Source organism: Limnochordia bacterium (genome assembly GCA_023230925.1).
Classification (GTDB): domain Bacteria; phylum Bacillota; class Limnochordia; order DUMW01; family DUMW01; genus JALNWK01.
This window is the reverse complement of record JALNWK010000037.1, coordinates 1-22,098: the sequence shown is the minus strand read 5'-3', so window position 1 is coordinate 22,098 and position 22,098 is coordinate 1. Positions and strand designations below refer to the sequence as shown.

General features: G+C 48.9%; 17 protein-coding genes, 1 tRNA gene and 2 pseudogenes. 12 read left to right on the top strand and 8 right to left on the bottom strand.

Annotated elements, in window-relative coordinates; genetic code table 11:
- Window positions 1-132 precede the first annotated feature (132 nt).
- Window positions 133-1,770: a Na/Pi cotransporter family protein gene (locus M0Q40_09115; protein MCK9222760.1), complete on the top strand. Its 1,638-nt coding sequence runs from the start codon at window positions 133-135 to the stop codon at window positions 1,768-1,770.
- Between the two features lie 69 nt (window positions 1,771-1,839).
- Here the strand turns inward: M0Q40_09115 and M0Q40_09110 are convergent.
- Window positions 1,840-1,909 (bottom strand) — tRNA-Gly (locus M0Q40_09110).
- A gap of 369 nt (window positions 1,910-2,278) precedes the next feature.
- Here M0Q40_09110 and M0Q40_09105 point away from each other — a divergent pair.
- The 11 genes and pseudogenes from M0Q40_09105 (at window position 2,279) to gltX (ending at window position 15,263) form a co-directional block, all read left to right on the top strand.
- A complete protein-coding gene (locus M0Q40_09105; protein MCK9222759.1) occupies window positions 2,279-2,749 on the top strand; it encodes a CtsR family transcriptional regulator in 471 nt (156 codons plus the stop codon).
- 22 nt (window positions 2,750-2,771) lie between these two features.
- Entirely contained in the window at window positions 2,772-3,281 is a 510-nt protein-coding gene (locus M0Q40_09100) for a UvrB/UvrC motif-containing protein (GenBank protein ID MCK9222758.1), read from the top strand.
- Window positions 3,282-3,285: 4 nt separating this feature from the next.
- Window positions 3,286-4,359, top strand: a complete 1,074-nt coding sequence (locus tag M0Q40_09095) for a protein arginine kinase (GenBank protein ID MCK9222757.1) — start codon at window positions 3,286-3,288, stop codon at window positions 4,357-4,359.
- Window positions 4,360-4,379: 20 nt separating this feature from the next.
- Complete coding sequence (locus tag M0Q40_09090) at window positions 4,380-6,839, top strand: ATP-dependent Clp protease ATP-binding subunit (protein ID MCK9222756.1); 2,460 nt, start codon at window positions 4,380-4,382, stop codon at window positions 6,837-6,839.
- Window positions 6,840-7,064: 225 nt separating this feature from the next.
- On the top strand, window positions 7,065-8,420 hold the full coding sequence (gene radA, locus M0Q40_09085) for a DNA repair protein RadA (protein MCK9222755.1): 1,356 nt from the start codon (window positions 7,065-7,067) through the stop codon (window positions 8,418-8,420).
- 18 nt (window positions 8,421-8,438) lie between these two features.
- On the top strand, window positions 8,439-9,512 hold the full coding sequence (disA, locus tag M0Q40_09080; GenBank protein MCK9222754.1) for a DNA integrity scanning diadenylate cyclase DisA: 1,074 nt from the start codon (window positions 8,439-8,441) through the stop codon (window positions 9,510-9,512).
- A 77-nt stretch (window positions 9,513-9,589) separates the two neighbouring features.
- A complete protein-coding gene (locus M0Q40_09075; GenBank protein ID MCK9222753.1) occupies window positions 9,590-10,084 on the top strand; it encodes a CarD family transcriptional regulator in 495 nt (164 codons plus the stop codon).
- A gap of 631 nt (window positions 10,085-10,715) precedes the next feature.
- Window positions 10,716-11,339 (top strand): annotated as a pseudogene (locus M0Q40_09070) (TRAM domain-containing protein).
- A gap of 82 nt (window positions 11,340-11,421) precedes the next feature.
- Complete coding sequence (ispD, locus tag M0Q40_09065) at window positions 11,422-12,594, top strand: 2-C-methyl-D-erythritol 4-phosphate cytidylyltransferase (protein MCK9222752.1); 1,173 nt, start codon at window positions 11,422-11,424, stop codon at window positions 12,592-12,594.
- Window positions 12,595-13,815 carry a family 10 glycosylhydrolase gene (locus M0Q40_09060; protein ID MCK9222751.1) on the top strand — a complete coding sequence of 407 codons (1,221 nt, stop codon included), beginning with the start codon at window positions 12,595-12,597 and terminating at the stop codon, window positions 13,813-13,815.
- A complete protein-coding gene (gltX, locus tag M0Q40_09055; protein ID MCK9222750.1) occupies window positions 13,815-15,263 on the top strand; it encodes a glutamate--tRNA ligase in 1,449 nt (482 codons plus the stop codon). Before M0Q40_09060 ends, gltX begins: the two co-directional genes overlap by 1 nt.
- Window positions 15,264-15,273: 10 nt before the next feature.
- Here the strand turns inward: gltX and M0Q40_09050 are convergent, their stop codons facing one another.
- The 7 genes and pseudogenes from M0Q40_09050 to M0Q40_09020 form a co-directional block, all read right to left on the bottom strand.
- Window positions 15,274-15,705: an ACT domain-containing protein gene (locus M0Q40_09050; protein MCK9222749.1), complete on the bottom strand. Its 432-nt coding sequence runs from the start codon at window positions 15,703-15,705 to the stop codon at window positions 15,274-15,276.
- Window positions 15,706-15,723: 18 nt separating this feature from the next.
- The gene (locus M0Q40_09045; protein MCK9222748.1) at window positions 15,724-17,025 is read right to left on the bottom strand and encodes a phenylacetate--CoA ligase; all 1,302 of its coding nucleotides are present in this window, start codon (window positions 17,023-17,025) and stop codon (window positions 15,724-15,726) included.
- Entirely contained in the window at window positions 17,025-17,612 is a 588-nt protein-coding gene (locus M0Q40_09040; GenBank protein ID MCK9222747.1) for an indolepyruvate oxidoreductase subunit beta, read from the bottom strand. The genes M0Q40_09045 and M0Q40_09040 overlap by 1 nt, the downstream gene beginning before the upstream one ends.
- 69 nt (window positions 17,613-17,681) lie before the next feature.
- Window positions 17,682-19,412, bottom strand: coding sequence for an indolepyruvate ferredoxin oxidoreductase subunit alpha (gene iorA / locus M0Q40_09035; GenBank protein MCK9222746.1), 1,731 nt, complete (start codon window positions 19,410-19,412; stop codon window positions 17,682-17,684).
- Window positions 19,413-19,416: 4 nt separating this feature from the next.
- Window positions 19,417-20,724, bottom strand: coding sequence for a phenylacetate--CoA ligase (locus M0Q40_09030; GenBank protein MCK9222745.1), 1,308 nt, complete (start codon window positions 20,722-20,724; stop codon window positions 19,417-19,419).
- 363 nt (window positions 20,725-21,087) lie between these two features.
- Complete coding sequence (locus M0Q40_09025) at window positions 21,088-21,297, bottom strand: transposase (protein ID MCK9222744.1); 210 nt, start codon at window positions 21,295-21,297, stop codon at window positions 21,088-21,090.
- 388 nt (window positions 21,298-21,685) lie between these two features.
- Window positions 21,686-22,089: pseudogene (locus tag M0Q40_09020) on the bottom strand (transposase).
- Window positions 22,090-22,098 lie beyond the last annotated feature (9 nt).

Below are 22,098 nucleotides of genomic sequence, written 5' to 3'. Positions count from 1 at the left end.
GCATCCTAGAGTATCCTCCGACAAAGGACATGGCAATTTCCCAAAAGAACTGTAAATGAGATGGGTTTTATGGTATTGTACAAGGTGGAAAAGCTTACAGCTGAGAAAAAATACTAAAAGGAAGGTCATGCAATGGGTATTGTTATCGGCGTTGCCGGTGGGCTGGCGATGTTTCTTTATGGCCTGCAAAAAATGGCTGACGGTTTACAGCGGATGGCTGGTCGAAAGCTAACAAATATTCTCAACTTCTTAACATCCAACACCTTTGTAGGAGTACTCTCAGGCTTAGTCCTAACGGTGCTAGTGCAAAGTAGTAGTACCACCACAGTCATGCTTGTCGGGTTTGTCAAGGCGGGGTTGCTATCTTTAGAACAGACCATTGGCCCGATTCTCGGGGCAAATATTGGTACAACGGTTACCGCCCAGATGATTTCTTTCAAACTGACAAATCTGGCTTTACCTGCGATTGCCATTGGCTTTCTGATTCACCTGTTGTCCAAATCAAAGAAATGGAAATTGGCCGGGGAGAGTATCCTCGGATTCGGTCTTCTGTTTTACGGGATGGGTGTTATGTCCTCAAGCCTTGGACCGCTAAAGGAAAGTGCCTATTTCACAGAGACCATCGCCCAATTTGCCCGGCATCCCTTACTCGGTATTGCCATAGGTGCTGTTTTCACCGCGGTGATTCAAAGCAGTAGTGCTGCTACCGCGGTAATTGTCGCTTTGGCGATGCAGGATCTAATCTCCCTCGAGTCGGGTATTGCCTTAGTTTTGGGAAGCAATATTGGTACTTGTTTTACCGCATTGCTTGCCTCTATTGGCGGCGGCCTAACCGCAAAACGTGTAGCATTAGCTCATATCCTGTTTAACACCTTTGGGGTGCTTTTGTTCCTGCTTATTTTGGGGCCCTTTACATACGTAGTGAGCCATACCGCCACTTCTGTATCAAGGCAGCTGGCAAATGCGCATACTCTCTTTAATATGATTAATACACTGATCTTCCTGCCATTTGTGGGGCGCTTTGTAAAGCTTTTGGTATGGCTGGTTCCTGGGGAGGAAGAAGTGGTTGAGAGAAAGGTGAAGTACCTGGATAAAAGTGCCCTTAAGTATCCCCGTGTTTCTGCGGAGTTAGCAGCCAAGGAGGTCAATCGTATGGCCGGCATCGCAGAACAGATGTTAGCAGATGCTCGCAAGGCCTTTTTGGAGTCTGATCTTGGCGCCATCGAGAAGGTTCGCCAAAATGAGGACACGGTAGACATGCTGCAAGAGGAGACCATTGAGTATATGTCTGCGTTGCTTGCTGGAAACGTGAACCTATCAGAGGTTGAGTCGGTGCGGATTACAGGAATGATGATGGTGGTAAATGACATCGAACGGATGGCAGACCACGCCAATAACATCACCGAGTTTGCTGAGATAATGATGGAGGAGAAGCTTCAGTTCTCCGAGGAAGCCTGGGAGCAAATTGCGAAGATGTTTGATTTGGTGCAGGAAATGATGCGGTTAAGTATCGTGGGGCTTAATCAGCATGATAAGAGTGCCGCTAGGCAGATTTGGGTGTTGGAAAACCATGTGGACGAAATGGAACAGAATATGCGACGGGGACACATGAAACGGATGTATGAGGGAGTCTGCATACCCCGAGCCGGCATTATCTATGTGGAAATGGTTAGTAACCTTGAAAGAATCGGTGACCATACCACGAACATTGCTGACATGGTGCTCACAGATCAGCTACCCATTAGAAATGAGGGTCCTACACGAAAATAATAGGGTTTACAACTCCCTTCCGCAAAACGCGGAAGGGCTAAGGGATCATCAGCAGGTTTCTCTGGCCGGTGGAGCGGGCGAGAGGACTTGCACCTCTAACCTCCGGTGGGACCGGATGCCATACTTTGACCACGCCCGCCTTTCTCAATCCGGGATCATCCTATGTATTTACCTTCATAATGTTGCACCCAAAGTAAGATAATATAATCTAGGCCGTGGTATCAGGACGTAGAGCGCACAAACACGCCATAAAGTACTTCTATTACCAGATTACGGCCTAAAATGGCAAATACCGGACCTTGCATTGGTTCCGGCGCGATATGATATAATAATGTTGAAGGTCAAAGAAGGTCAGACGACCGTATACGCCTTACTATAAGGGTTTACGGACAAGAGGCGGTTTTCGGTTTGACCTTCATTGACGTTAAGGTTCATCAACTATTCAGGTCTCAAGGTTTGACCCCTTAGGAGGCTGAATGAGCTGAATGAGAGGAAGTGATGGCATGTGATGACTATAGCCGACTTGATCGAGCAGCATATTAAGAATCTGCTAGTAAGTACGGCCACAGATATGGTAATCATCAGACGGCAGGAACTGGCTCAGATGTTCGACTGCGTGCCATCGCAGATCAACTATGTGCTGCAGACTCGTTTTACTCCCGAGAAAGGATATGTTGTAGAAAGCCGGCGGGGGGGCGGAGGCTACATCCGCATTGTGCGGATGATGGCGCCGAGTCGTGGAGAGATTATCAAAGATGTCATTTTGAGCATTGATCGTCCCTTAGTTCAAAGGGAAGTTGAAGAGATCCTGGAGCAGCTCGTTGAGCTAGACGTTCTGGATGAGAGAACCGCTGTGCTGCTAAAAGCTTTGATCAAGTATGAATGTAATGACTATAATCCAGAAATCGCAAACTATGTAAGGGCATCACTTCTGAAAATAACGTTGCTGATGGAATTGCAGAGCAATTTCCAGGGGTGAGCACCGAAGGGAGTATCCGAAGATGATCTGCGAAAAATGTAATAAGCGGATGGCGACGGTACACCTAACTAAGATTGTCAACAACAAGAAAAGTGAGATGCACCTATGCCAGGAATGCGCCAAGGAGTCGGGTGAACTGGAGTTTACAATTCAACCTACCTTTGGCTTTCAGAACTTGATTAGTGGACTTTTTGAAACCAGTCAGCACAACTTAGCTGTGGCAGAAACCAATCGCTGTCCCCTTTGCGGAATGAGTATCACAGACTTTCGAAATGCTGGAAGGTTAGGTTGTAGTCAGTGCTACCGTACTTTCGATAATCAGCTATTGCCGATTCTACACAGAGTGCAAAAGAGCACGGAGCATACGGGGAAGGTACCTAACCGAGCCGGAGAGGCGATTAAGGAAAAGCGAAGGATAGAACAGCTAAGGGCTCAGCTGCAAGAAGCTATTGCCCGGGAGGAATATGAGAAAGCTGCAGTTATCCGTGATCAGTTGCGCGCACTAGAAGATCATACCGGACTGGGAGGTTAGGACCATGGGTTTGGAAGATTTGCTACGCAGTAACATGAGTTATTGGATGCGGGGTAAGGGACCAGCCAATGATATTGTGTTGGCTAGTAGGATTCGCTTGGCCCGAAATATAGATGGTATCCCCTTTCCTATGGTTGCCTCGGATGATGAGTTAAAGCGTGTGGGGCAGTTGGTAAAACCCGTTGCCGAAGACGGTGAAAGATTAGGTCAGTACCGATTCGTGGCCCTGTCGGAGATCTCGCCGCTGCAGCGTCAATTGCTTGTGGAACGCCATTTGATCAGCCCCAATCATGCGGAGAACGTCAAACACAAGGCGGTCTGTTTGCGGGAAGATGAAGCTGTCAGTATTATGGTTAACGAAGAGGATCACCTACGACTGCAAGTGATTTTTCCCGGCCTGCAGCTAAGGGCCGCATGGGAACTGTGTGATGATATCGACGACTACTATGAATCGCGGTTGGAGTATGCCTTTTCCGATCGAGTTGGTTATTTGACTTGCTGCCCAACCAACGTGGGAACGGGCATGAGGGCATCGGTTATGCTTCATCTACCTGCCCTTGGGATCAGTAACCAGTCTCAAGGAGTGTTATCGGCCATCTCTCAGTTTGGGGTGGCGGTAAGAGGGTTGTATGGGGAAGGGACCCAATCATCGGGGAACATCTACCAAATATCCAACCGAGTTACTCTAGGTGTTACGGAAGAGGAGATTATACAGCATCTTGAAAACATCACTAAACAGGTGATTGAGCAGGAGCGTAGTGCCAGGGAGCAGTTGCTGAAGGATGCGAAGCTACAGCTTGAGGATCGGGTATACCGTTCCCTGGGTATCCTGGCTAACGCTCGCTTGATTAATACTACAGAGGCCCTGGAGCTTTTAAGTGATGTACGGTTAGGGATTGATCTAAAGCTAGTTGAACAACTGGAGCCAGCTATGTTACAGGAACTACTGGTCAGTATTAGGCCTGCGCATTTGCAGGAGATCATGGGGCGGGATATGGATGCCCATGAGCGGGATGCTTACCGGGCGGCTCTAGTGCGAGAGAGAATAAGAAGTAGCGGTAAGCAGAACAATAATTGAAGGAGGAAGGTGACAGGCATATGTTCAGCAGATTTACCGAAAGAGCACAGAAAGTAATCGTACTCTCTCAAGAAGAGGCCAGAAGGCTTGGTCATAATGTGGTGGGTACTGAGCATATTCTGTTGGGTCTGATTGCAGAAGGTGATGGTATTGCAGCCAAGGCTCTACAAGGGGTGGGCATTAGCCTAGAGCGGGTGCAACAAGAGGTTGAGAGCATTATTGGACGGGGCGATGCCAAACTCATGGGACAGGTAGTTGGCTTTACCCCTAGGGCTAAGCGGGTACTGGAGTTGTCCTTTGAGGAGGCACGACGGCTTGGCCACACCTACGTAGGAACCGAGCATATCCTATTGGGCCTGATTCGGGAAGGGGAAGGAGTGGCCGCCCAAGTTCTAAAGAACCTAGGTGCCGATGGGGATAAGATTCGCTATCAGGTGGTGGAACTGCTTAACGGCGGGGCAGCCAGCACCAAGAAGGGGATGCGGCAAAGTAAGAAGGATGCCAAAACACCGACCCTTGACCAGTTTGGACGGGATTTAACCGAACAGGCTGAGGAAGGAAAACTTGATCCAGTGATCGGTCGGGAAAAAGAGATTGAACGGGTTATGCAGATTCTAAGCCGTCGGACCAAGAATAATCCTTGTCTTATCGGAGAACCGGGTGTTGGGAAGACCGCCATTGCCGAAGGGTTAGCCCAGCGTATTGTCGATGGTGACGTACCGGAATTGCTTCTGAATAAGAGAGTGGTCACCTTGGATTTAGGGGCGATGGTTGCCGGATCCAAGTTCCGGGGTGAGTTTGAAGAGCGTCTGAAGAAAGTTATTGATGAGATTCGCGGTGCGGGCAATGTGATCCTTTTCATAGATGAGATGCATACCATCGTGGGAGCAGGTGCGGCCGAAGGAGCAATTGATGCTTCCAATATTTTAAAGCCTGCCCTCGCCCGGGGTGAACTCCAGACTATTGGGGCGACAACAATTGATGAGTACCGTAAGTATGTAGAAAAAGATGCGGCATTAGAGCGCAGATTTCAACCTATCCTAGTAGATGAGCCAACGGTGGAGGAGACCATTCAGATCCTAGCCGGACTACGGGATCGGTACGAAGCCCATCACCGTGTCAAAATCACCGATGAAGCGCTAAACGCTGCAGCTCAACTATCTAGTCGCTTTGTTACCGATCGGTTCTTACCGGATAAGGCCATCGACTTGGTGGATGAAGCTGCATCGAAGGTACGCCTAAAGGGACTAGTCGCTCCGCCTGAACTAAAACAGTTAGAAAAAGAGATCGAAGAGGCCTGCCTGGAAAAGGATGCCGCGATCAGGAATGAGGAGTTTGAAAAGGCGGCCAAATTACGGGATAAGGAGCAGAAACTACGAGCAGAGTTGGAAACCAGCCGTAGCGAGTGGAAGAGTACCAATAATCGTTCTGAGGGTACAGTGACCGAAGAGGATATTGCCGAAGTAGTAAGTAGCTGGACGGGCATTCCTGTGAAACAGTTGACCCAAGAAGAAGCTGAGCGGTTGCTGAATCTTGAGCAGGAACTGCATAAACGGGTCATTGGACAGAGTGAAGGCGTCAGTGCCGTGGCGAAGGCCGTTCGACGTGCCTATGCGGGGCTAAAAGACCCAAAGCGGCCTGTTGGCTCCTTTATTTTCCTAGGACCCACCGGTGTGGGTAAGACAGAACTGGCCCGGGCTTTAGCCGAAGCCCTATTTGGTGATGAGGACGCCATGATTCGCTTGGATATGAGTGAGTACATGGAGCGGCACACTGTGGCGCGATTGGTGGGAGCGCCCCCTGGATACGTCGGTTACGAAGAAGGGGGACAGCTGACGGAAAAGGTAAGAAAACGACCTTACTCAGTAGTCCTTCTAGATGAAATCGAGAAGGCTCATCCTGAGGTATTTAACATCTTACTGCAGGTTCTAGAGGACGGACGTCTGACAGATGCCCAAGGGCGTACGGTTAGTTTTCGCAACACTGTCCTAATCATGACCTCAAATGTTGGGGCTAGCGAGATCGAACAGGAATCTGCAATTGGTTTCCGGGTTACCGTGGATGAGAAGGAAAGCTATGAGAAGATGCGCAAGAAAGTGATCGACTCCCTGCGCCGGACCTTTAGACCGGAATTCCTCAACCGGATTGACGAAATCATAGTTTTCCATGCCCTAAGCCGAGAGCATATCAAGCAGATTGCCGATATCATGCTCAAGGAAACCGCAGAGCAATTGAAGGAGCAGAACGTCCAAATCGTCGTCACCGATGAGGCCAAGGAAATCCTTATCAACGAAGGATTTGATCGTAAGTTCGGGGCCCGTCCGCTACGCCGGGCAATTCAACGTCTCTTGGAGAACCCCTTGGCGGATCAGATCCTGGAGGGTCGGTTCAAAGATGGTGACATCATTCAAGTAGATGCTGTGGATAACAAGATTGTTTTTAGCCGGATGGAAGAGCCTGCACCGGCAGAGATAAAGTAGTTGTCAAGTAAGGGGGTGAGTTGTTTGCCCCCTTACCGCTACGAACAAGAGTTGTTAATTACGTATACAATTCAGTAAGGAAAAAGACTGAAGTCCTAGCTGCTTTCGCTAAATGAGGGGCTTGATGGTTTTTATGGGTCCTTTGACTTGCTTGTGCTGGGCTATGGCTAATGCTATAATTATTAGTGGAGGTTGGCATGAATATCGATAGTTAGAGGCGTTAGCATGGGCAAGAGCAAGGGTGTCAGGTATGTTTGTCAGGCCTGCGGTTACGAATCACTAGGATGGATGGGTCGCTGTAGCAGTTGTGGACAGTGGGATTCTCTGGTTCAGCAGAAGGAAGAGCATCCACAAAAAAGTAGAATAGTCTGTCAGACAGTGCCGATTACCCGTGTTGCGAAGGATCAGCGCCAAAAGCTATCCTTAGGGATCGATGAGCTTGATCGGGTAGTCGGTGGTGGTCTCCTGCCCGGTGCGGTGGTGCTTGTGGGGGGACAACCGGGGATTGGCAAATCAACCTTGTTATTACAAGCAGCGGCATCTGTGGCCAAAGGGGGCCCAGTGGTTTATGTATCCGGTGAGGAGTCGGCGGAACAAATTTACCATCGGGCTGTACGGCTAAATGCTAGAGTTGACAATCTTCTGGTGCTTACCGCAACTGATGTATTAGGCATCATCGAGGAGCTGGGAGATAGTGATCCCTTGCTGGTCATTATTGATTCGATTCAGACTATGCATCACGCTGAAGCAAGTGGTTATCCCGGTAGTGTTGGTCAAGTACAAAAGACAGCCAATGCGCTAATTGCATGGGCAAAGACAGCCAATGTACCGCTGATCATCGTAGGCCATATTACTAAGAGTGGTTCCTTGGCCGGCCCGAAGGTTTTAGAACACGCTGTTGATTGCGTGTTATATTTTGACGGAGAGGCTCATACGAATTTCCGTATCCTCCGTGCGGTAAAGAACCGATTTGGCTCGACCAATGAGGTGGGTGTATTCGAAATGAAGCAGGAAGGTCTAAAGACAGTATTGAATCCTTCCTGCATTTTTCTGGCTGAACGTCCTTTGGGGGTTGCAGGTTCAGTTGTTGCTCCAAGCATGGAAGGAAGCCGTAGTCTCCTTGTTGAGTTGCAGGCCCTTGTTGCTCCTTCATTGTACGGTGGTACGCCCCGTCGCCTTGCTACTGGGTTGAACTATAATAGAGCCTCTATCGTCCTTGCGGTGTTAGAAAAACGCCAAGGCTTCAAGCTTGCTAACTATGATGTGTATTTGAATGTCGCCGGTGGGTTGCGGGTGGAGGAGCCCGCGATGGATTTGGCAATTGCAGTGGCGGTGACTTCAAGCCTGAATGATATTCCGGTAAATCCCGATATAGTGATCATAGGTGAGGTAGGTCTTACAGGTGAGGTGCGGCCCGTAGGTCATATTGAGCGTCGTCTACAGGAATCAACGGATCTGGGTTTTAGACGCTGTGTCCTCCCCGCAGCGAATCACAAGGAGCTAAATCCGGGACGCTGGGATATTGAGATGCGCCCAGCTAGTACGTTAAAAGAAGCTCTGAAGGCCGCCTTTAGTGAATAGATGGGGAGGCATGGACTTATGGCAGAGGAGACAACCAGCAAGGAAAGGCTGAAGGATATTCTAAGACTAATGTCACCGGGCACTCCGTTGTATGAGGCCTTGGAAAATATCCTGCGTGCCAGGACTGGTGGCCTAATTGTAGTGGGTGATTCAGAAGAGGTCATGGGCCTAACCAACGGCGGATTCCAGATTAATGCGGATATGCATCCATCGGCGTTATATGAGCTAGCCAAGATGGATGGCGCCATTGTGCTCAGCGAGGATACTAGCAGGATCTTGCTAGCAAATACCCAACTGACTCCGGATCCCCTTATACCAACCTTGGAGACTGGAGCAAGACATCGGACCGCGGAAAGGGTGGCAAGGCAGACTGGTCGTATCGTGATCTGTATCTCCCAGCGGCGGAACGTGATTACCATTTACCAGGGGAGCCTTAAGTATGTGGTCCGAGATATTGGTGTTGTTTTGACCAAAGCAAACCAAGCCCTTGAGACTTTAGAGAAGTATAAGAGTGTTCTTCAACAGGCACTGATCAACCTTAGCGCTTTGGAGTTTGAGGATCGGGTCACGTTATTTGATGTAGTTACAGTTTTGCAGCGAGCCCAAATGGTCTGTCGCATCATGGAAGAGATCGAGCTGCATATATATGAATTGGGGATAGAAGGACGTCTGGTGGCTATGCAGCAGGAGGAACTAATGGTAGGTATCGATGGGCAAGGACTGCTGGTGGCCAAGGATTACAGTCAGGCTAAGGAAGAAGCGGAGAAGATCTGGGAAGAGTTAATGACTTGGGATTCCGAAGACTTACTAGAAGCAAGTACCCTTGCCCGGGCCTTGGGTTACTCTTCCGCAATGGATATTTTAGACAAACAAGTCACTCCCCGGGGCTATCGTACACTGAGCAAGATACCCCGTTTACCTATGCCAGTTATCGAGAACCTTATCCAGCATTTTGGTTACTTACCTAAGGTTATGGAAGCTGACATTACTGAACTTGATGATGTTGAGGGTATTGGTGAGGTGAGGGCGAAGGCGATTAAAGAAGGCTTAAGAAAGATGAAGGACCAAGTCTTAATCGACCGGCAGCTGTAAATTGAAGGACCGTACCGCCATCAATTGCATAGAATGTTCATAGGATTGGCGGACGTGAAAGGTGGGAAAACCGAATAATGTTTCAAGTTGGCGATAAGGTAGTGTATCCTATGTACGGGGCGGGGATTATTGAAGCAATTGAGGAACATGAGGTTTTGGGTGAAACCGAAATGTACTATGTGATACATCTGCCGTTTGGCGATCTGAGGATGATGATCCCAGTTGAGCGTGCCGAGGACACAAGGCTAAGGGATGTTGTCGATCCTGCAGGGGTACAAAGGGTGCTGACTATTCTGGAGGGTGATCGGAGCAAGATTGTGAAGAACTGGAATACTCGGTTCAGGCTTAATATGGAAAAACTCAAAAGCGGCAGTCCGTATAAAGTGGCAGAAGTCGTGCGTGATCTATCAGCGCGAGAACAAAACGAGGGCCTTTCCGGTAGAGAACAAAAGTGTTTAGATCAAGCACGGAAAATCTTGGGAAGTGAGTTAATACTGGCCACAGGGTATACAGAGGAAAGAGTCAAAACACTCCTAGACCAAACCCTTGGTGTTGAGCAACTTGACCAGTAGAATTCATCCTTGATGCTATTATCCATTTCATACCTTTCTTTTCATCTATAGCTAAGATCTATGTTTAGTGTTATTACTTTCTGCACTGATCCTGGATATAACTACCTGAAAGTGTGCATACTGATCCTGTCACTTTAATCTATATATGGGAGGTGAATATGTAGTGAAAGAGAAGCTTTTTCGATTAACGTGCGGGATCGTGGGTGTTATTATCGGTCATAACAGTATCTCCCCCAGCCTACAGAGACTTCTAACATCGTCTGATTCCCTCGGGGTCTTGGATAACTGGGTTGGTGTTCTTGGGATGATCTTAGGTTTATCCCTGGGTATTTTGATCGCGCCCTTTGCCTTTCGGGTACTGCAAAGAACCGTTGTTAATATTACCAATGCTCTTCAGAATACGCCGATTACCGAGATGTTTGCTGGAGTGATCGGATTGGTCTTGGGGCTTTTGATTGTAATTCTAGCCACCATGCCCTTTCCCGCAGGCTTGGTGGTCAGCTATATCCGCCTATTTGCCGTGTTGTTTGGTGGTTATGTGGGGGCTCATACGGCGGTTAAGAAAAAGGATGAGCTGTTCAGTCTGCTTCGTCTAGAGGAGGCCAAGGCCGAAGTCAGCAATCCGGGAGCTGTTTCCGAACTATCAACTAGTTATAAATTTCTGGACACTAGTGTTATCATCGACGGCAGGATCGCCGATATTTCTAAGACTGGTTTTATTGAAGGGACCCTGATCATCCCTCATTTTGTCTTAGAGGAACTACAGCATATTGCAGACTCTCCTGATTCGCTCAAACGGAACCGGGGTCGGAGAGGTCTTGACATCCTAAACAGGATTCAAAAGGAGTCAGTCATTCCCATTGAAATTGTGGATAAGGACTATCCCGATGGACAGGATGTGGATTCCAAACTAGTAAGGCTGGCGAAGGACTACGGCGGAACAGTGTTGACGAATGATTACAATCTCAACAAGGTGGCCGAACTGCAGGGCGTTGCGGTGCTGAACATAAATGAACTGGCTAACGCGGTGAAACCTGTGGTTTTACCAGGGGAAGAGATGCTTGTGCAAGTGATCAAGGATGGTAAAGAGCAAGGACAGGGTGTTGCTTACTTAGACGACGGTACTATGATTGTGGTTGATAGCGGACGAAAGCATATTGGTGAGGAGATCGAGGTTATGGTTACTAGTGTCCTGCAGACTGCTGCAGGTCGCATGATTTTTGCCAAACCAAAGGCAATGGAGCGGGCACTCTAGCGAACCGCTACCATTCAGCCTGCAAAGGATTTCGTCTTTTTGTGGCGAAGTCCTTTTTTGATTGCCTCTTGGAGGGTTTTAGATGTCAAACACATTCTGTATTGTTCCTGCAGCCGGCTGCGGTAGTAGGATGGGCCCAATTAGTTATCCTACCAAGCAATACATTGAACTTCGAGGAATTCCAGTACTAGCCCGAACCCTAATGACACTAAGTACCAGCGGACTGGTCGACCGGATTATTGTGGCTGTACGTCCTAGTGATCTGCTCTTGTGCGAAGAGGAGATTATTGAGAAATACGGGATTGACCGGGTGGCAGCGGTTATCCCCGGGGGTGCTACACGTACCGAGACAGTGCGGTTGGCCCTTGATCAGCTTAAGGGTGATCCGGCGGATTTAGTCGTGATTCATGATGGGGCACGGCCTTTGCTGACCTTGGAGGATCTAAGGAGAGTCATTGAAGCAGCGAAAGACTTCCAAGCAGCGGCCCTAAGTAGCGGTGTTCAAGATACGGTGAAGCTTGTGGATCACCAGGGATACGTAACTGATACCCTACCCCGGTCCCGGGTACGATTAGTCCAGACTCCCCAGGTGTTTTCCCTTGGCTTAATTAAGCAGGCCTATGCTGTGGATCGTTCCGATGCCACCGACGATTGTGCACTGGTGGAAGCCCTTGGCGTTAAGGTTAAACTCATCGAGGGTAACAGAAGGAATATTAAGATTACTACGCCGGAGGATGTGACAATGGCTGAAGGGTACTTAGCTGATTCTAGGCCGATGTTTCGTGTAGGATGTGGGTATGATGTCCACAGGTTAGTCCCTGGCCGTAAATTAGTCCTAGGTGGTGTGGGTATCCCCTATAGCAAAGGGCTTTTGGGTCATTCCGATGCCGATTGCCTACTCCATGCGATTATGGATGCCATGTTGGGTGCGGTGGGTGCCGGGGATATTGGACGCCATTTTCCAGATAGCGATGAGGCCTACGCTGGGATCAGTAGTCTTGTATTGTTGGAACGGGTAGGCGCCTTACTTGAGGCACGGAATTTCGTTCTCTGCAATATCGATGCCACAGTTGTGGCCGAACAGCCTCGTCTTTCCCCCCATATTCCCAAAATGCAACAGCAAATCGCAAAGACCCTCGGGCTTGAACTGGGTCTTGTGAATATCAAGGCCACAACCACTGAGGGTATGGGGCCGGCTGGTGAAGGACAGTGTATCGTAGCCCATGCTGTTGTTGCCGTTAGAAGGAGAGATTAGATGAACGATATTGCTCCGACAGTCCAGGTGCAGCGACCGAAATGGCCTTGGCGTACTTGCATATATATCCTAGTCATGTTATTCCTAGGAATCTTACTTGGTATTGCTAGTTATTCCACTGGGAAACAGGAGGACTCCAGGGACTATCCGATTTGCGGGATGTGGGTGGTCCGGGATGCGATGACCTCTAAGGAACAGATCGACCAAGTTTTCGCCCTAGCCAAAGAGTTGGGCCTGCGGGATCTAATGCTGCAGGTAAATGGTAGAGGCGAAGCCTACTATAACTCTAACATTCTTCCCCGGGCAGTGTTGGACTTTGACCCCTTAGCCTATGCGGTATCCTTAGGGGAGAAACATGATATTGCTGTGCATGCATGGGTCAACATGCTAACTGCAAGCTCCTTCCTTAGTCGTTCAAAGGATCCCGAGCATGTGATAAACAAACACCCAGAATGGATTACCTACGATGTGTCTGGCCGATCGCTTCTAACCTACGAAGTCTTGGATATTGCCGAGGAGCTTTCGGCGATCATGCTCGATCCGGCCTTACCGGAGGTTCAGGACTTCCTAGTGACTGTGTGCACGGAAATAGTGGAAAACTATACTGTGGATGGGTTGCATCTAGATTATATACGCTATCCAGGGCATAAATATGGGTTTAATCCCCGGGTTCGGCAGCTTTATGAAGAACGGTTTGGGGTGGATCCGGTGGTTATTGAAAAACGGCGCTTTGACCCCCATTACCCGGCGGATCGTCAACTGATTCTTTGGGATAGTTTTAGAACAGAGCAGCTCTCAACCATCGTTCACCGGGTATACCGCGAGACTAAAGGGATTAACCCACAACTGCAAGTTTCTGCAGCGGTAACGGCAAATTATGCTGTGGCGTCGGAAATACAGTTTCAGGATTGGCATGAGTGGGTAGAACAAGGCATTGTGGATTTTGTGGTCCCTATGGCTTACTATCTGCAACCCGATGATGTATACTATAAACTTAAGGATGCCATAGTTGCATGTGGAACGGGTAAGATATACGCAGGGGTTCGTGCCTACGAATTAGGCGATGACCCGGGGTTGTTGAAGCAGTTGGTTAAGGCAGCCTTAGACACTGAGCCTACAGGTGTTATCCTGTTTTCATATAATTCCTTAGCGGAGGAAACTAAGTTACAGGATTTGATCTTAGAACTGCAGCAAGAATGCTTGAAAAGAGGGGAAAAGTAGTGATTCGTGTTCGATTCGCCCCTAGTCCCACAGGATACCTACACATTGGTAATGTTCATACAGCCTTATTCAACTGGTTGTTTGCTAGGGCCAACGGGGGCAGGATGATTTTACGTATTGAGGATACCGACCGAGAGCGCTCTTCTGAGCACTTTGAAAGGGCACTTCTACAGGAACTGCATTGGTTGGGATTGGATTGGGACGAAGGTGTTGATGTAGGGGGAGACTTTGGTCCCTACCGCCAGTCAGAACGGCTTGATATTTACCGCGAGTATGCGAGAAATCTAGAAGAAGCAGGCTTCGTATATCCTTGCTATTGCACGCCGGAGCAGCTGATGGCAGAACGAGCCGAGTACGAGGCCAAGCGTCAAATGCCGCGGTATAGTGGAAGATGCCGGGAGCTTAGTGCACAGCAGAGGAAAGAGTACGAAGAGCAGGGAGTTGTCCCCTCTCTACGGTTTCGGGTGCCCGAAGGCAGAGAGATTGTCCTTAGGGATATGATCCGGAAAGATGTGGTTTTTAACACAGATCATATTGGCGATTTTGTTATTATGCGCCCCAATGGTTTTCCCACCTATAATTTCTGCGTCACCATTGACGATTTACTGATGAAGATAACCCATGTTATCCGGGCCGATGAGCATATTTCTAATACACCCCGGCAGATGCTACTATACGATGCCCTTAATGCGGACATACCCACCTTTGCCCATGTATCGATGCTCCTTGGTCCTGACCGAACGAAGCTAAGTAAGCGCCACGGTGCCGCTTCTGTCTCCGAGTTTCGGGAGGCGGGTTATCTGCCGGAAGCATTGGTCAACTATCTGGCATTGCTGGGCTGGTCGCCCCAAGGGGAACAGGAGATTCTGTCTGTGGATGAGCTTTTCAAGCAATTTCAGCTAGAACGGGTCTCCAAGAGTCCTGCGGTATTTGACATAGAAAGGCTGCAGTGGGTCAACAGTCAGTACCTCCGGGCGATGGAGTTACCAGATTTGGCTGCGATCAGTCGTCCCTACCTAGAGCGGGCGGGCCTTATCGCGCCTAATGAACAGTGGCTCTTTAGAGTACTAGAACTAGTACAAGAACAGATCCACTATTTGGCTGAACTGCCGAAGCATGTAGAATTCCTGTTTGGAGATGTGCCAGAAGACTTAGAGGAGAAAGCTTTAGAACTTCTGCAAAGGGAAGAGGTTACCAAGGTCGTGGAAAAGGTGCAGGAGGAAGTGGCCACCTGGCCTAGTGAGTTCTCTCCTGATGAGGCTTTGGAATTAGTAAATGCCCTTCCCACAAGCCTAGGTCTTAAGAAGGGCCGAGTGTTTCGGCCTTTGCGGGCCGCGGTTACCGGAAGGGTGTCCGGCCCAGAACTATACCAAGTGCTTAGTCTATTGGGTAAGGAACGGATTTTAGCCAGACTCAACTGGGCTATAGAGAAAAGCAGCGGCTTTTAGCCGCTGCTTGTTAGATTTTATAAACCTGTTTTGCGGGCATGACGATGATCCCATTCTTCTGTAGTACTTCGATGGCTTCATCGATCCGATCTAGGCTCACAATAACTAAGGCATTGTCTTCGCTTTTTTCCACGAAGGCATACATATACTCGATATTAAAATGCTCGGCCTCAACCACCTTCAGTATGCCCGCTAGTCCTCCGGGATGATCCGGGACCTTAATACAGATTACCGAAGTGCGATTCACCGCGAATCCAGCACTTTTGAGTACGGAGAATCCCTTTTCAGGATCATCAAGGATAAGTCGCAGGATGCCAAAATCCGATGTGTCTGCAATTGATAGGGCTCTGATATTCACCTTTTCCTCTGCCAGGATACTGGCGAGTTTGGCCAACCGGCCGGATTTGTTCTCTAAGAACACGGAAATCTGAGTTACTTTCATCACAGACCTTCCCCCTTTTTAGAGTTCTCGTCGGTCCACGACTCGTTTTGATTTACCCTCGGTACGCTCGATGGTCTTGGGCTCAACCAACTTAACTCGGACCTGAATTCCCAATGTGCTTTGGATCTCCCGTCGAATGCGGGTGCCTAATTGCTCAAGCTTCTTAACCTCATCGACGATGTCGGCAGAGACTTCTACCCATATTTCAAGTTCATCTAACACCCTTTGTGATCGATCTACTACCAGCAAGTAGTGGGGCTCGATCTGACCAATGCCAATCAAGACTGACTCGATCTGGGACGGGAAGACGTTCACACCGCGGATGATCAGCATATCATCGGTACGTCCCATTACCTTATGCATGCGGACCATGGTACGTCCGCAGGTGCATTGGGTGTAATCTAGTTTTGAGATATCCCGGGTACGGTAGCGAATAATCGGGAAGGCTTCCTTCGTCAAAGACGTAAAAACCAATTCACCTTGACTACCTGGGGGCAGACGCTTTCCCGTCACCGGGTCAATGATTTCAGGAATAAAGTGATCTTCAAAGACATGAAGACCTTGTTGGTGCAGACATTCGGAGGCTACCCCTGGTCCAATAACCTCACTAAGGCCATAGATATCTATAGCGGTAACGCCTAGTTTATGCTCAATCTCTTTGCGCAGACCATCGGACCATGGTTCAGCACCAAAGACACCGATTCGTAGCTTTAGGGTGGATGGGTCAATGCCCATCTCCTGCATGGTCTCCGCTAGGTATAGGGCGTATGAAGGGGTGCATGCTAGCACCGTACTACCGAAATCCTGCATGAGCATGATCTGGCGCTTGGTATTGCCCCCTGAGATGGGAATTACTGTTGCCCCAAGACGCTCTGCCCCATAGTGAACTCCTAGTCCACCGGTGAACAGACCATAACCATAGGCGATCTGAATCATATCATCCTTTGTGGCCCCGGCGCAGACAAGGGTGCGGGCCATAATCTCAGCCCAAACATCAATGTCCCCGGCGGTATATCCCACCACGGTGGGCTTGCCGGTTGTGCCAGAGGAAGCATGGACACGTACAACCTCTTCAATGGGTACTGCAAAGAGACCAAAGGGATAATTATCCCGGAGTGCTTCTTTGGTCATAAAGGGCAGTCTTTCAAGATCACTTAGACTTTCTACATCCTCGGGTTTGATCCCTTGTTCATCAAAGCGTTCCCGGTAGAAAGGTACGTTTTCGTACACCCTTCTTACGGTATCCTTTAGTCGAGATAACTGAAGTGCTTCCAGCTCCGCCCTGTTCATGGATTCACATGTTTGATTGTACTGGTTCATCATGATCTCCTTTCTAGGGCATAACGCTGACCAATGGTAAAGGCCTTTTGATTAACCTCAAGGAAACGTTCCGGGACACAATTACAGATACACTTCTGCCATGCTTCCGGTTCTATCTCCATAAAGACGGAGAGGGCACCAAGCATAACCAGGTTTACCACCCGGGGATTACCAAGTTCTTTACAGGAATCTAGCGCGGGGATGAGTAAAGCATTCCGCTTCCCTAAGACCTCTTCTAAGTTGTCCGGATAAGTTGCCTGTCCCGATGCAACGCTTAGGGGATGCAATTTCTGTGTGCTAGTGATGATGATTCCATCGGGCGCAAGCAAAGAAAGACTACGCGCGGTCTCTAGCATTTCGAAGCCTAGCAAACATTGACAGGAACCCTCTTGAACCGTAGGGGAAAACACCTGCTGACCTAAGCGAACATGGGTGATCACACTACCGCCCCGTTGGGCCATGCCATGGGTTTCGGCTACCTTTACATCAAATCCGGAAAGGACCGCCGCTTGGGCTAGGATTTGGCTGGCAAGGATAATCCCTTGTCCGCCCACACCTACAATTATGACATCTCTTACCTTCTCCATTTAAAAGCGGCGCACTGTTCTATCGGAAAGTGCGCCTCCACCTCCCATACAAAACAACAACTGTTGCCACTATTGTCCAATGGCGTCGAACTTGCAGACTTGGGCACACAGACCACATCCGGTACACAAAACAGGATCTACTTTTGCCAGGTTATCACTAAAACTTAAGGCAGGGCAGCCTAATCGTAAACAGGCCTGGCAGCCCATACACTTAGCCGCATCTACCTTCAGGGCAGGTTGTCGGAACTTAGCCTTCAAGGCACAGGGACGGGTTGTAATAATCACCGAGGGCTCTCTTACCGACAGCTCTTCCTTTACCACTTTTTCCACGGCCTCAAGATCATAAGGATCAACAGTGACAATCCGTTTTACACCCAAGGATTCTACCAACTTGTGTAAATCAACGGCGTGGGTTTCCTCTCCACCTAAGGTTTTACCTGTACCGGGATGTTCTTGCATACCGGTCATGGCGGTAGTGGAGTTGTCCAGGATAATGATCGTACTAGTACCTTTGTTATAGACCGTATTCATTAAGCCTGTGACGCCGGAATGGAGAAACGTGGAATCACCAATTACTCCTACCGTGTTTGTGGCCGACTCTTCATTGGCTAACTCCCACCCGTGAGCCATGCCCACCGATGCTCCCATACACAGGCAGCTGTCCATGGAAGATAGGGGAGGTAGCGCTCCTAGAGTGTAACATCCAATATCCCCAGTCACTCTTATTTTCATGCGACTTAGAGTATAGAAGATGCCCCGATGAGGACAACTCGGACACAGGGCAGGGGGTCGCTTGGGCAGTTCCTGTAGCGGCTCTGCGAGTACTTCGTATTCTATGATTCCCAGTTTACTTAGGCCCTGCTTTACTAAGGCTGTGGAAAGCTCTCCCTCTCGGGGAAAGATATCCTTTCCAACACAGGGAATACCTAGTATCTTTACTTGGTTTTCGATGAATGGTTCTAGTTCTTCGACAATAACCAGCTGTTTAACCCGGGAGGCAAACTCCTCGGTGAGCTTCTGTGGAATCGGGTGAACCATCCCTAGTTTCAGTACAGAAAGATCCGGTGCAGCTTCCTTCACATATTGGTAGGCTATTCCGTTTGTGATGATGCCTACATCCAAGCTGCCCCATTCCACCGTATTTAGGGTGCTCTCACTAGCATAATCGGTAAGTTTGCTCATCCGTCCTAGGACTTCAGTGTGCTGCTTCTTGGCGTTAACGGGCAGCATGACGAACTTGGACATATTCTTTTGATACTCTTTTTTGGCAACAGCTTTCCTAGCTTCGGGATTCACCAAGCTCTTTGAGTGAGAGATCCTTGTGGTGGAACGTAAGATAACCGGCGTATCATACTCTTCACTGATTTCAAAGGCTAACTTGATAAATCGTCTCGCTTCTTCACTGTCCCCTGGCTCAAGCAGGGGAACCTGGGCAAAGAGGGCATACATTCTAGTATCCTGTTCATTTTGAGAGCTGTGCATGCCTGGATCATCGGCGCATAGAATAACAAGTCCACCACGCACCCCGGTATAGCTAAGGGTGAGAAGGGGATCGGCTGCGACATTGAGCCCCACATGCTTCATGGTTACTAGGGTCCGAGCACCACCCAAGGAAGCTCCCGCGGCAACCTCGAGGGCCACCTTTTCATTGGGGGCCCATTGGGCCTTAATGCCATCATATTGGCAAATGCATTCGAGAATCTCGCTGCTTGGGGTACCTGGATAGCCTACCGCCACTTTGACATTGGCCTCATAGGCCCCCTGTGCAATAGCCTCGTTTCCTGACATCAATTGTTTCATAGATCTACTCTCCAATTTTCCTCTTGTCGATTACCCTTTGGGATTTGCCAGCTGTCCTTTCTAGGCTCTTATACTCCACAAGCTTTACCACAGGACTGATACCCAAAGTACTCCGCAACTGTTCTTCCACCGTGCGGCGCAGTTCCTCCAATTGCTTGTAGGTGCCGGCAAAGCAATCCTTGCTTAGTTCGACTTGCACTTCCAGCGTATCTAACCGACCGGTGCGTGATACAACTAAAAGATAGTGTGGTCCCACCCCTGGGATATGGGTAAGAACTGTCTCAATCTGGGAAGGATATACATTAACGCCCCTGATGATCAGCATATCATCGGTTCGGCCAGTTACTTTTTCCATTCTAACATGAGTGCGCCCACAGGGACAAGGCTCATAGTTTAGACTGGTGATGTCCCTGGTCCGGTAGCGCAGAACAGCAAAACCTTCCTTTGTCAGGGGAGTGAGCACCAATTCCCCTTGCTCTCCAGGAGGGAGAACTTCCCCTGTATCGGGATCAATGACCTCAGGGATGAAGTGATCCTCGGCGACATGCATTCCCCTACCCCTAGTGCACTCCCCGGATACCCCTGGTCCCATTACTTCACTCAGTCCGTAGTTATCTGTAGCTTTCATGTTGGGCCATAGCTTCTCCAACTCAACCCGCATGCCCTCACTCCAGGGTTCTCCCCCAAACAGCCCCAACCGGACTTTGAGGGTATTGGGGTCGATTCCCATAGCCATAGCCACTTCTGCCAGGTACAGGGCATAGGATGGAGTGCTAACCAAGGCAGTAGTGTGGAAGTCCTGCATTAACTGAATCTGCCGGCGGGTATTTCCGCTTGAAGCGGGGACCACCGCTGCTCCCACCTTCTCCAGCCCATAGTGTAGACCGAACCCTCCGGTAAACAGACCGTACCCAAAGCTGATCTGGACAATATCCTCATCGGTGACCCCTGCTTGGCTGACTACCCTAGCTACCAGTTCCGACCAGGTATCTAAGTCTTTTCGGGTGTATCCTACAGCCGTTGGGTGTCCTGTCGTGCCTGAAGAGGCATGGATGCGGACAATATCTTTTAAAGGAGAGATAAAAAGACCATAGGGATAATGATTTCTAAGATCATCCTTGGTTGTAAAGGGAAGCTTAGTTATATCTGCGAGGGACTTTATATCTTCCGGTTTAACACCAGCATCGTCTAGTTTCTTCTGATAGAAAGGCACTTTATTGTAGAGCTTGTAGACTAGTGCTCGCAAACGTTCTTCCTGTAGTTTAGTAATCTCTTCCCGCGACATCATTTCATAGGTCGGGTTCCATATCACCTTAACCAGCTCCAATTGCGGGTGGTTCCCCGCTGAATTTCAATCTTAAAAGATCATATTCACCACTTACTTCGAACTTCCTTCCGGAAATTGCGACGATGTTCAATAGTATTCAGTTCGGTTCATCTCCATAAGTGTCGTCCATTTCCTTTCTTTCCACTGCATCTTTGCTTGCTTTTTAGCTGAAAGTATTTTCTTTACATAATGGTTTTGTGCTTTGGCTGGATTCCCTTTTCTTGAAGCTAACACAATCGCTTCGAGAGACGCCTAGAATCCGCAGCACCCCGCTGGCATTAAGGCGCCGTAGCCTTTCCCGTTTCAGTTCCTCTTCCAATATTGCTGTTTGCGAGAAGATAACCCTAGTCAGTTGTCTAGGAGGCTGATTGCTTTTGTTAAGATTTCAAGTGCATCCTTCGTATCACTAAGCTCTTTTCTGAGACGGGCATTTTCCTTGGCCTCATCAGACTCATAGCTACCCGAGCCTCGGTGGACCTCAGCACGTTCTTTCGCCTTTTTTATCCAGCCATGCAGAGTGTCGGTATTAATCCCCAGATTACGAGCACAAGCATTGATGCTGAGATCGGAATGATCGTGGACATAGGCTAAAGCATCTTCTTTAAACTGTGTTTGAAAATTGTCGGGACATTCTTTTGATCCTCCCGAATACAGTCTATGGTTTTTGGGAGGACCTGTCCATGTTTAACTTGTACTATTTGTATCCTACTATGGATCATCGGTTTTGAGCTAAAAAATAACAAACGAAGTGACACGTACATCACTCTTTCAGGCAAAGGCTCCAAATACGGATAGTCCACATGCTAATGTTTTGTTGCCATGCTGAAACTGGGTACGGTGCGGCCGGGAAATGGCATGTGTTCTAGCCGGTGAGAGTCCGGTCAAGACAAGGTCTAACCAACCAACTTGTAGCTAGCCCTTGGAGCCAGGCAGGTGACTGACTGGTTTAAGCGTAGGGCGGCAAACTAGCGGGCCGAAAGCGAAAGCCGAAGTGATTGAGCCACGAAAATACAAACGAGATGGTCGATGCGGTTGCAGGCGCATAAGACAACACTGGGCTGAGCGCAATGGTGAGTTTCGGTTCATAGCGCATTTTGACCATCATAGCGTCCATGAAAACGACAGCATATACCGGCTGCAACGGACGGATTTGCCATTCCCGGGCGTGCTCCATAACGGTATCTATGATGGTGCTTATGGTCTCAGGAGATATTTCATAGCCATAAATATCATAAACATCCCCTTTGCATACATCGAGATTACCTTAGCTTCTATGCCTGAAATGTCTCGCTGCCTCTTTTTTACTACCTTGGGTTCAAAAGTTGAATAGCGGTCACGAGGTACATCCAGGTTAATCTC

Coding starts and splice junctions, on each gene's coding strand:
- M0Q40_09115 (MCK9222760.1), top strand. CDS start 133: ATGGGTATTGTTATCGGCGTTGCCGGTGGGCTGGCGATGTTTCTTTAT.
- M0Q40_09105 (MCK9222759.1), top strand. CDS start 2,279: ATGACTATAGCCGACTTGATCGAGCAGCATATTAAGAATCTGCTAGTA.
- M0Q40_09100 (MCK9222758.1), top strand. CDS start 2,772: ATGATCTGCGAAAAATGTAATAAGCGGATGGCGACGGTACACCTAACT.
- M0Q40_09095 (MCK9222757.1), top strand. CDS start 3,286: ATGGGTTTGGAAGATTTGCTACGCAGTAACATGAGTTATTGGATGCGG.
- M0Q40_09090 (MCK9222756.1), top strand. CDS start 4,380: ATGTTCAGCAGATTTACCGAAAGAGCACAGAAAGTAATCGTACTCTCT.
- radA (MCK9222755.1), top strand. CDS start 7,065: ATGGGCAAGAGCAAGGGTGTCAGGTATGTTTGTCAGGCCTGCGGTTAC.
- disA (MCK9222754.1), top strand. CDS start 8,439: ATGGCAGAGGAGACAACCAGCAAGGAAAGGCTGAAGGATATTCTAAGA.
- M0Q40_09075 (MCK9222753.1), top strand. CDS start 9,590: ATGTTTCAAGTTGGCGATAAGGTAGTGTATCCTATGTACGGGGCGGGG.
- ispD (MCK9222752.1), top strand. CDS start 11,422: ATGTCAAACACATTCTGTATTGTTCCTGCAGCCGGCTGCGGTAGTAGG.
- M0Q40_09060 (MCK9222751.1), top strand. CDS start 12,595: ATGAACGATATTGCTCCGACAGTCCAGGTGCAGCGACCGAAATGGCCT.
- M0Q40_09050 (MCK9222749.1), bottom strand. CDS start 15,705: ATGAAAGTAACTCAGATTTCCGTGTTCTTAGAGAACAAATCCGGCCGG.
- M0Q40_09045 (MCK9222748.1), bottom strand. CDS start 17,025: ATGAACCAGTACAATCAAACATGTGAATCCATGAACAGGGCGGAGCTG.
- M0Q40_09040 (MCK9222747.1), bottom strand. CDS start 17,612: ATGGAGAAGGTAAGAGATGTCATAATTGTAGGTGTGGGCGGACAAGGG.
- iorA (MCK9222746.1), bottom strand. CDS start 19,412: ATGAAACAATTGATGTCAGGAAACGAGGCTATTGCACAGGGGGCCTAT.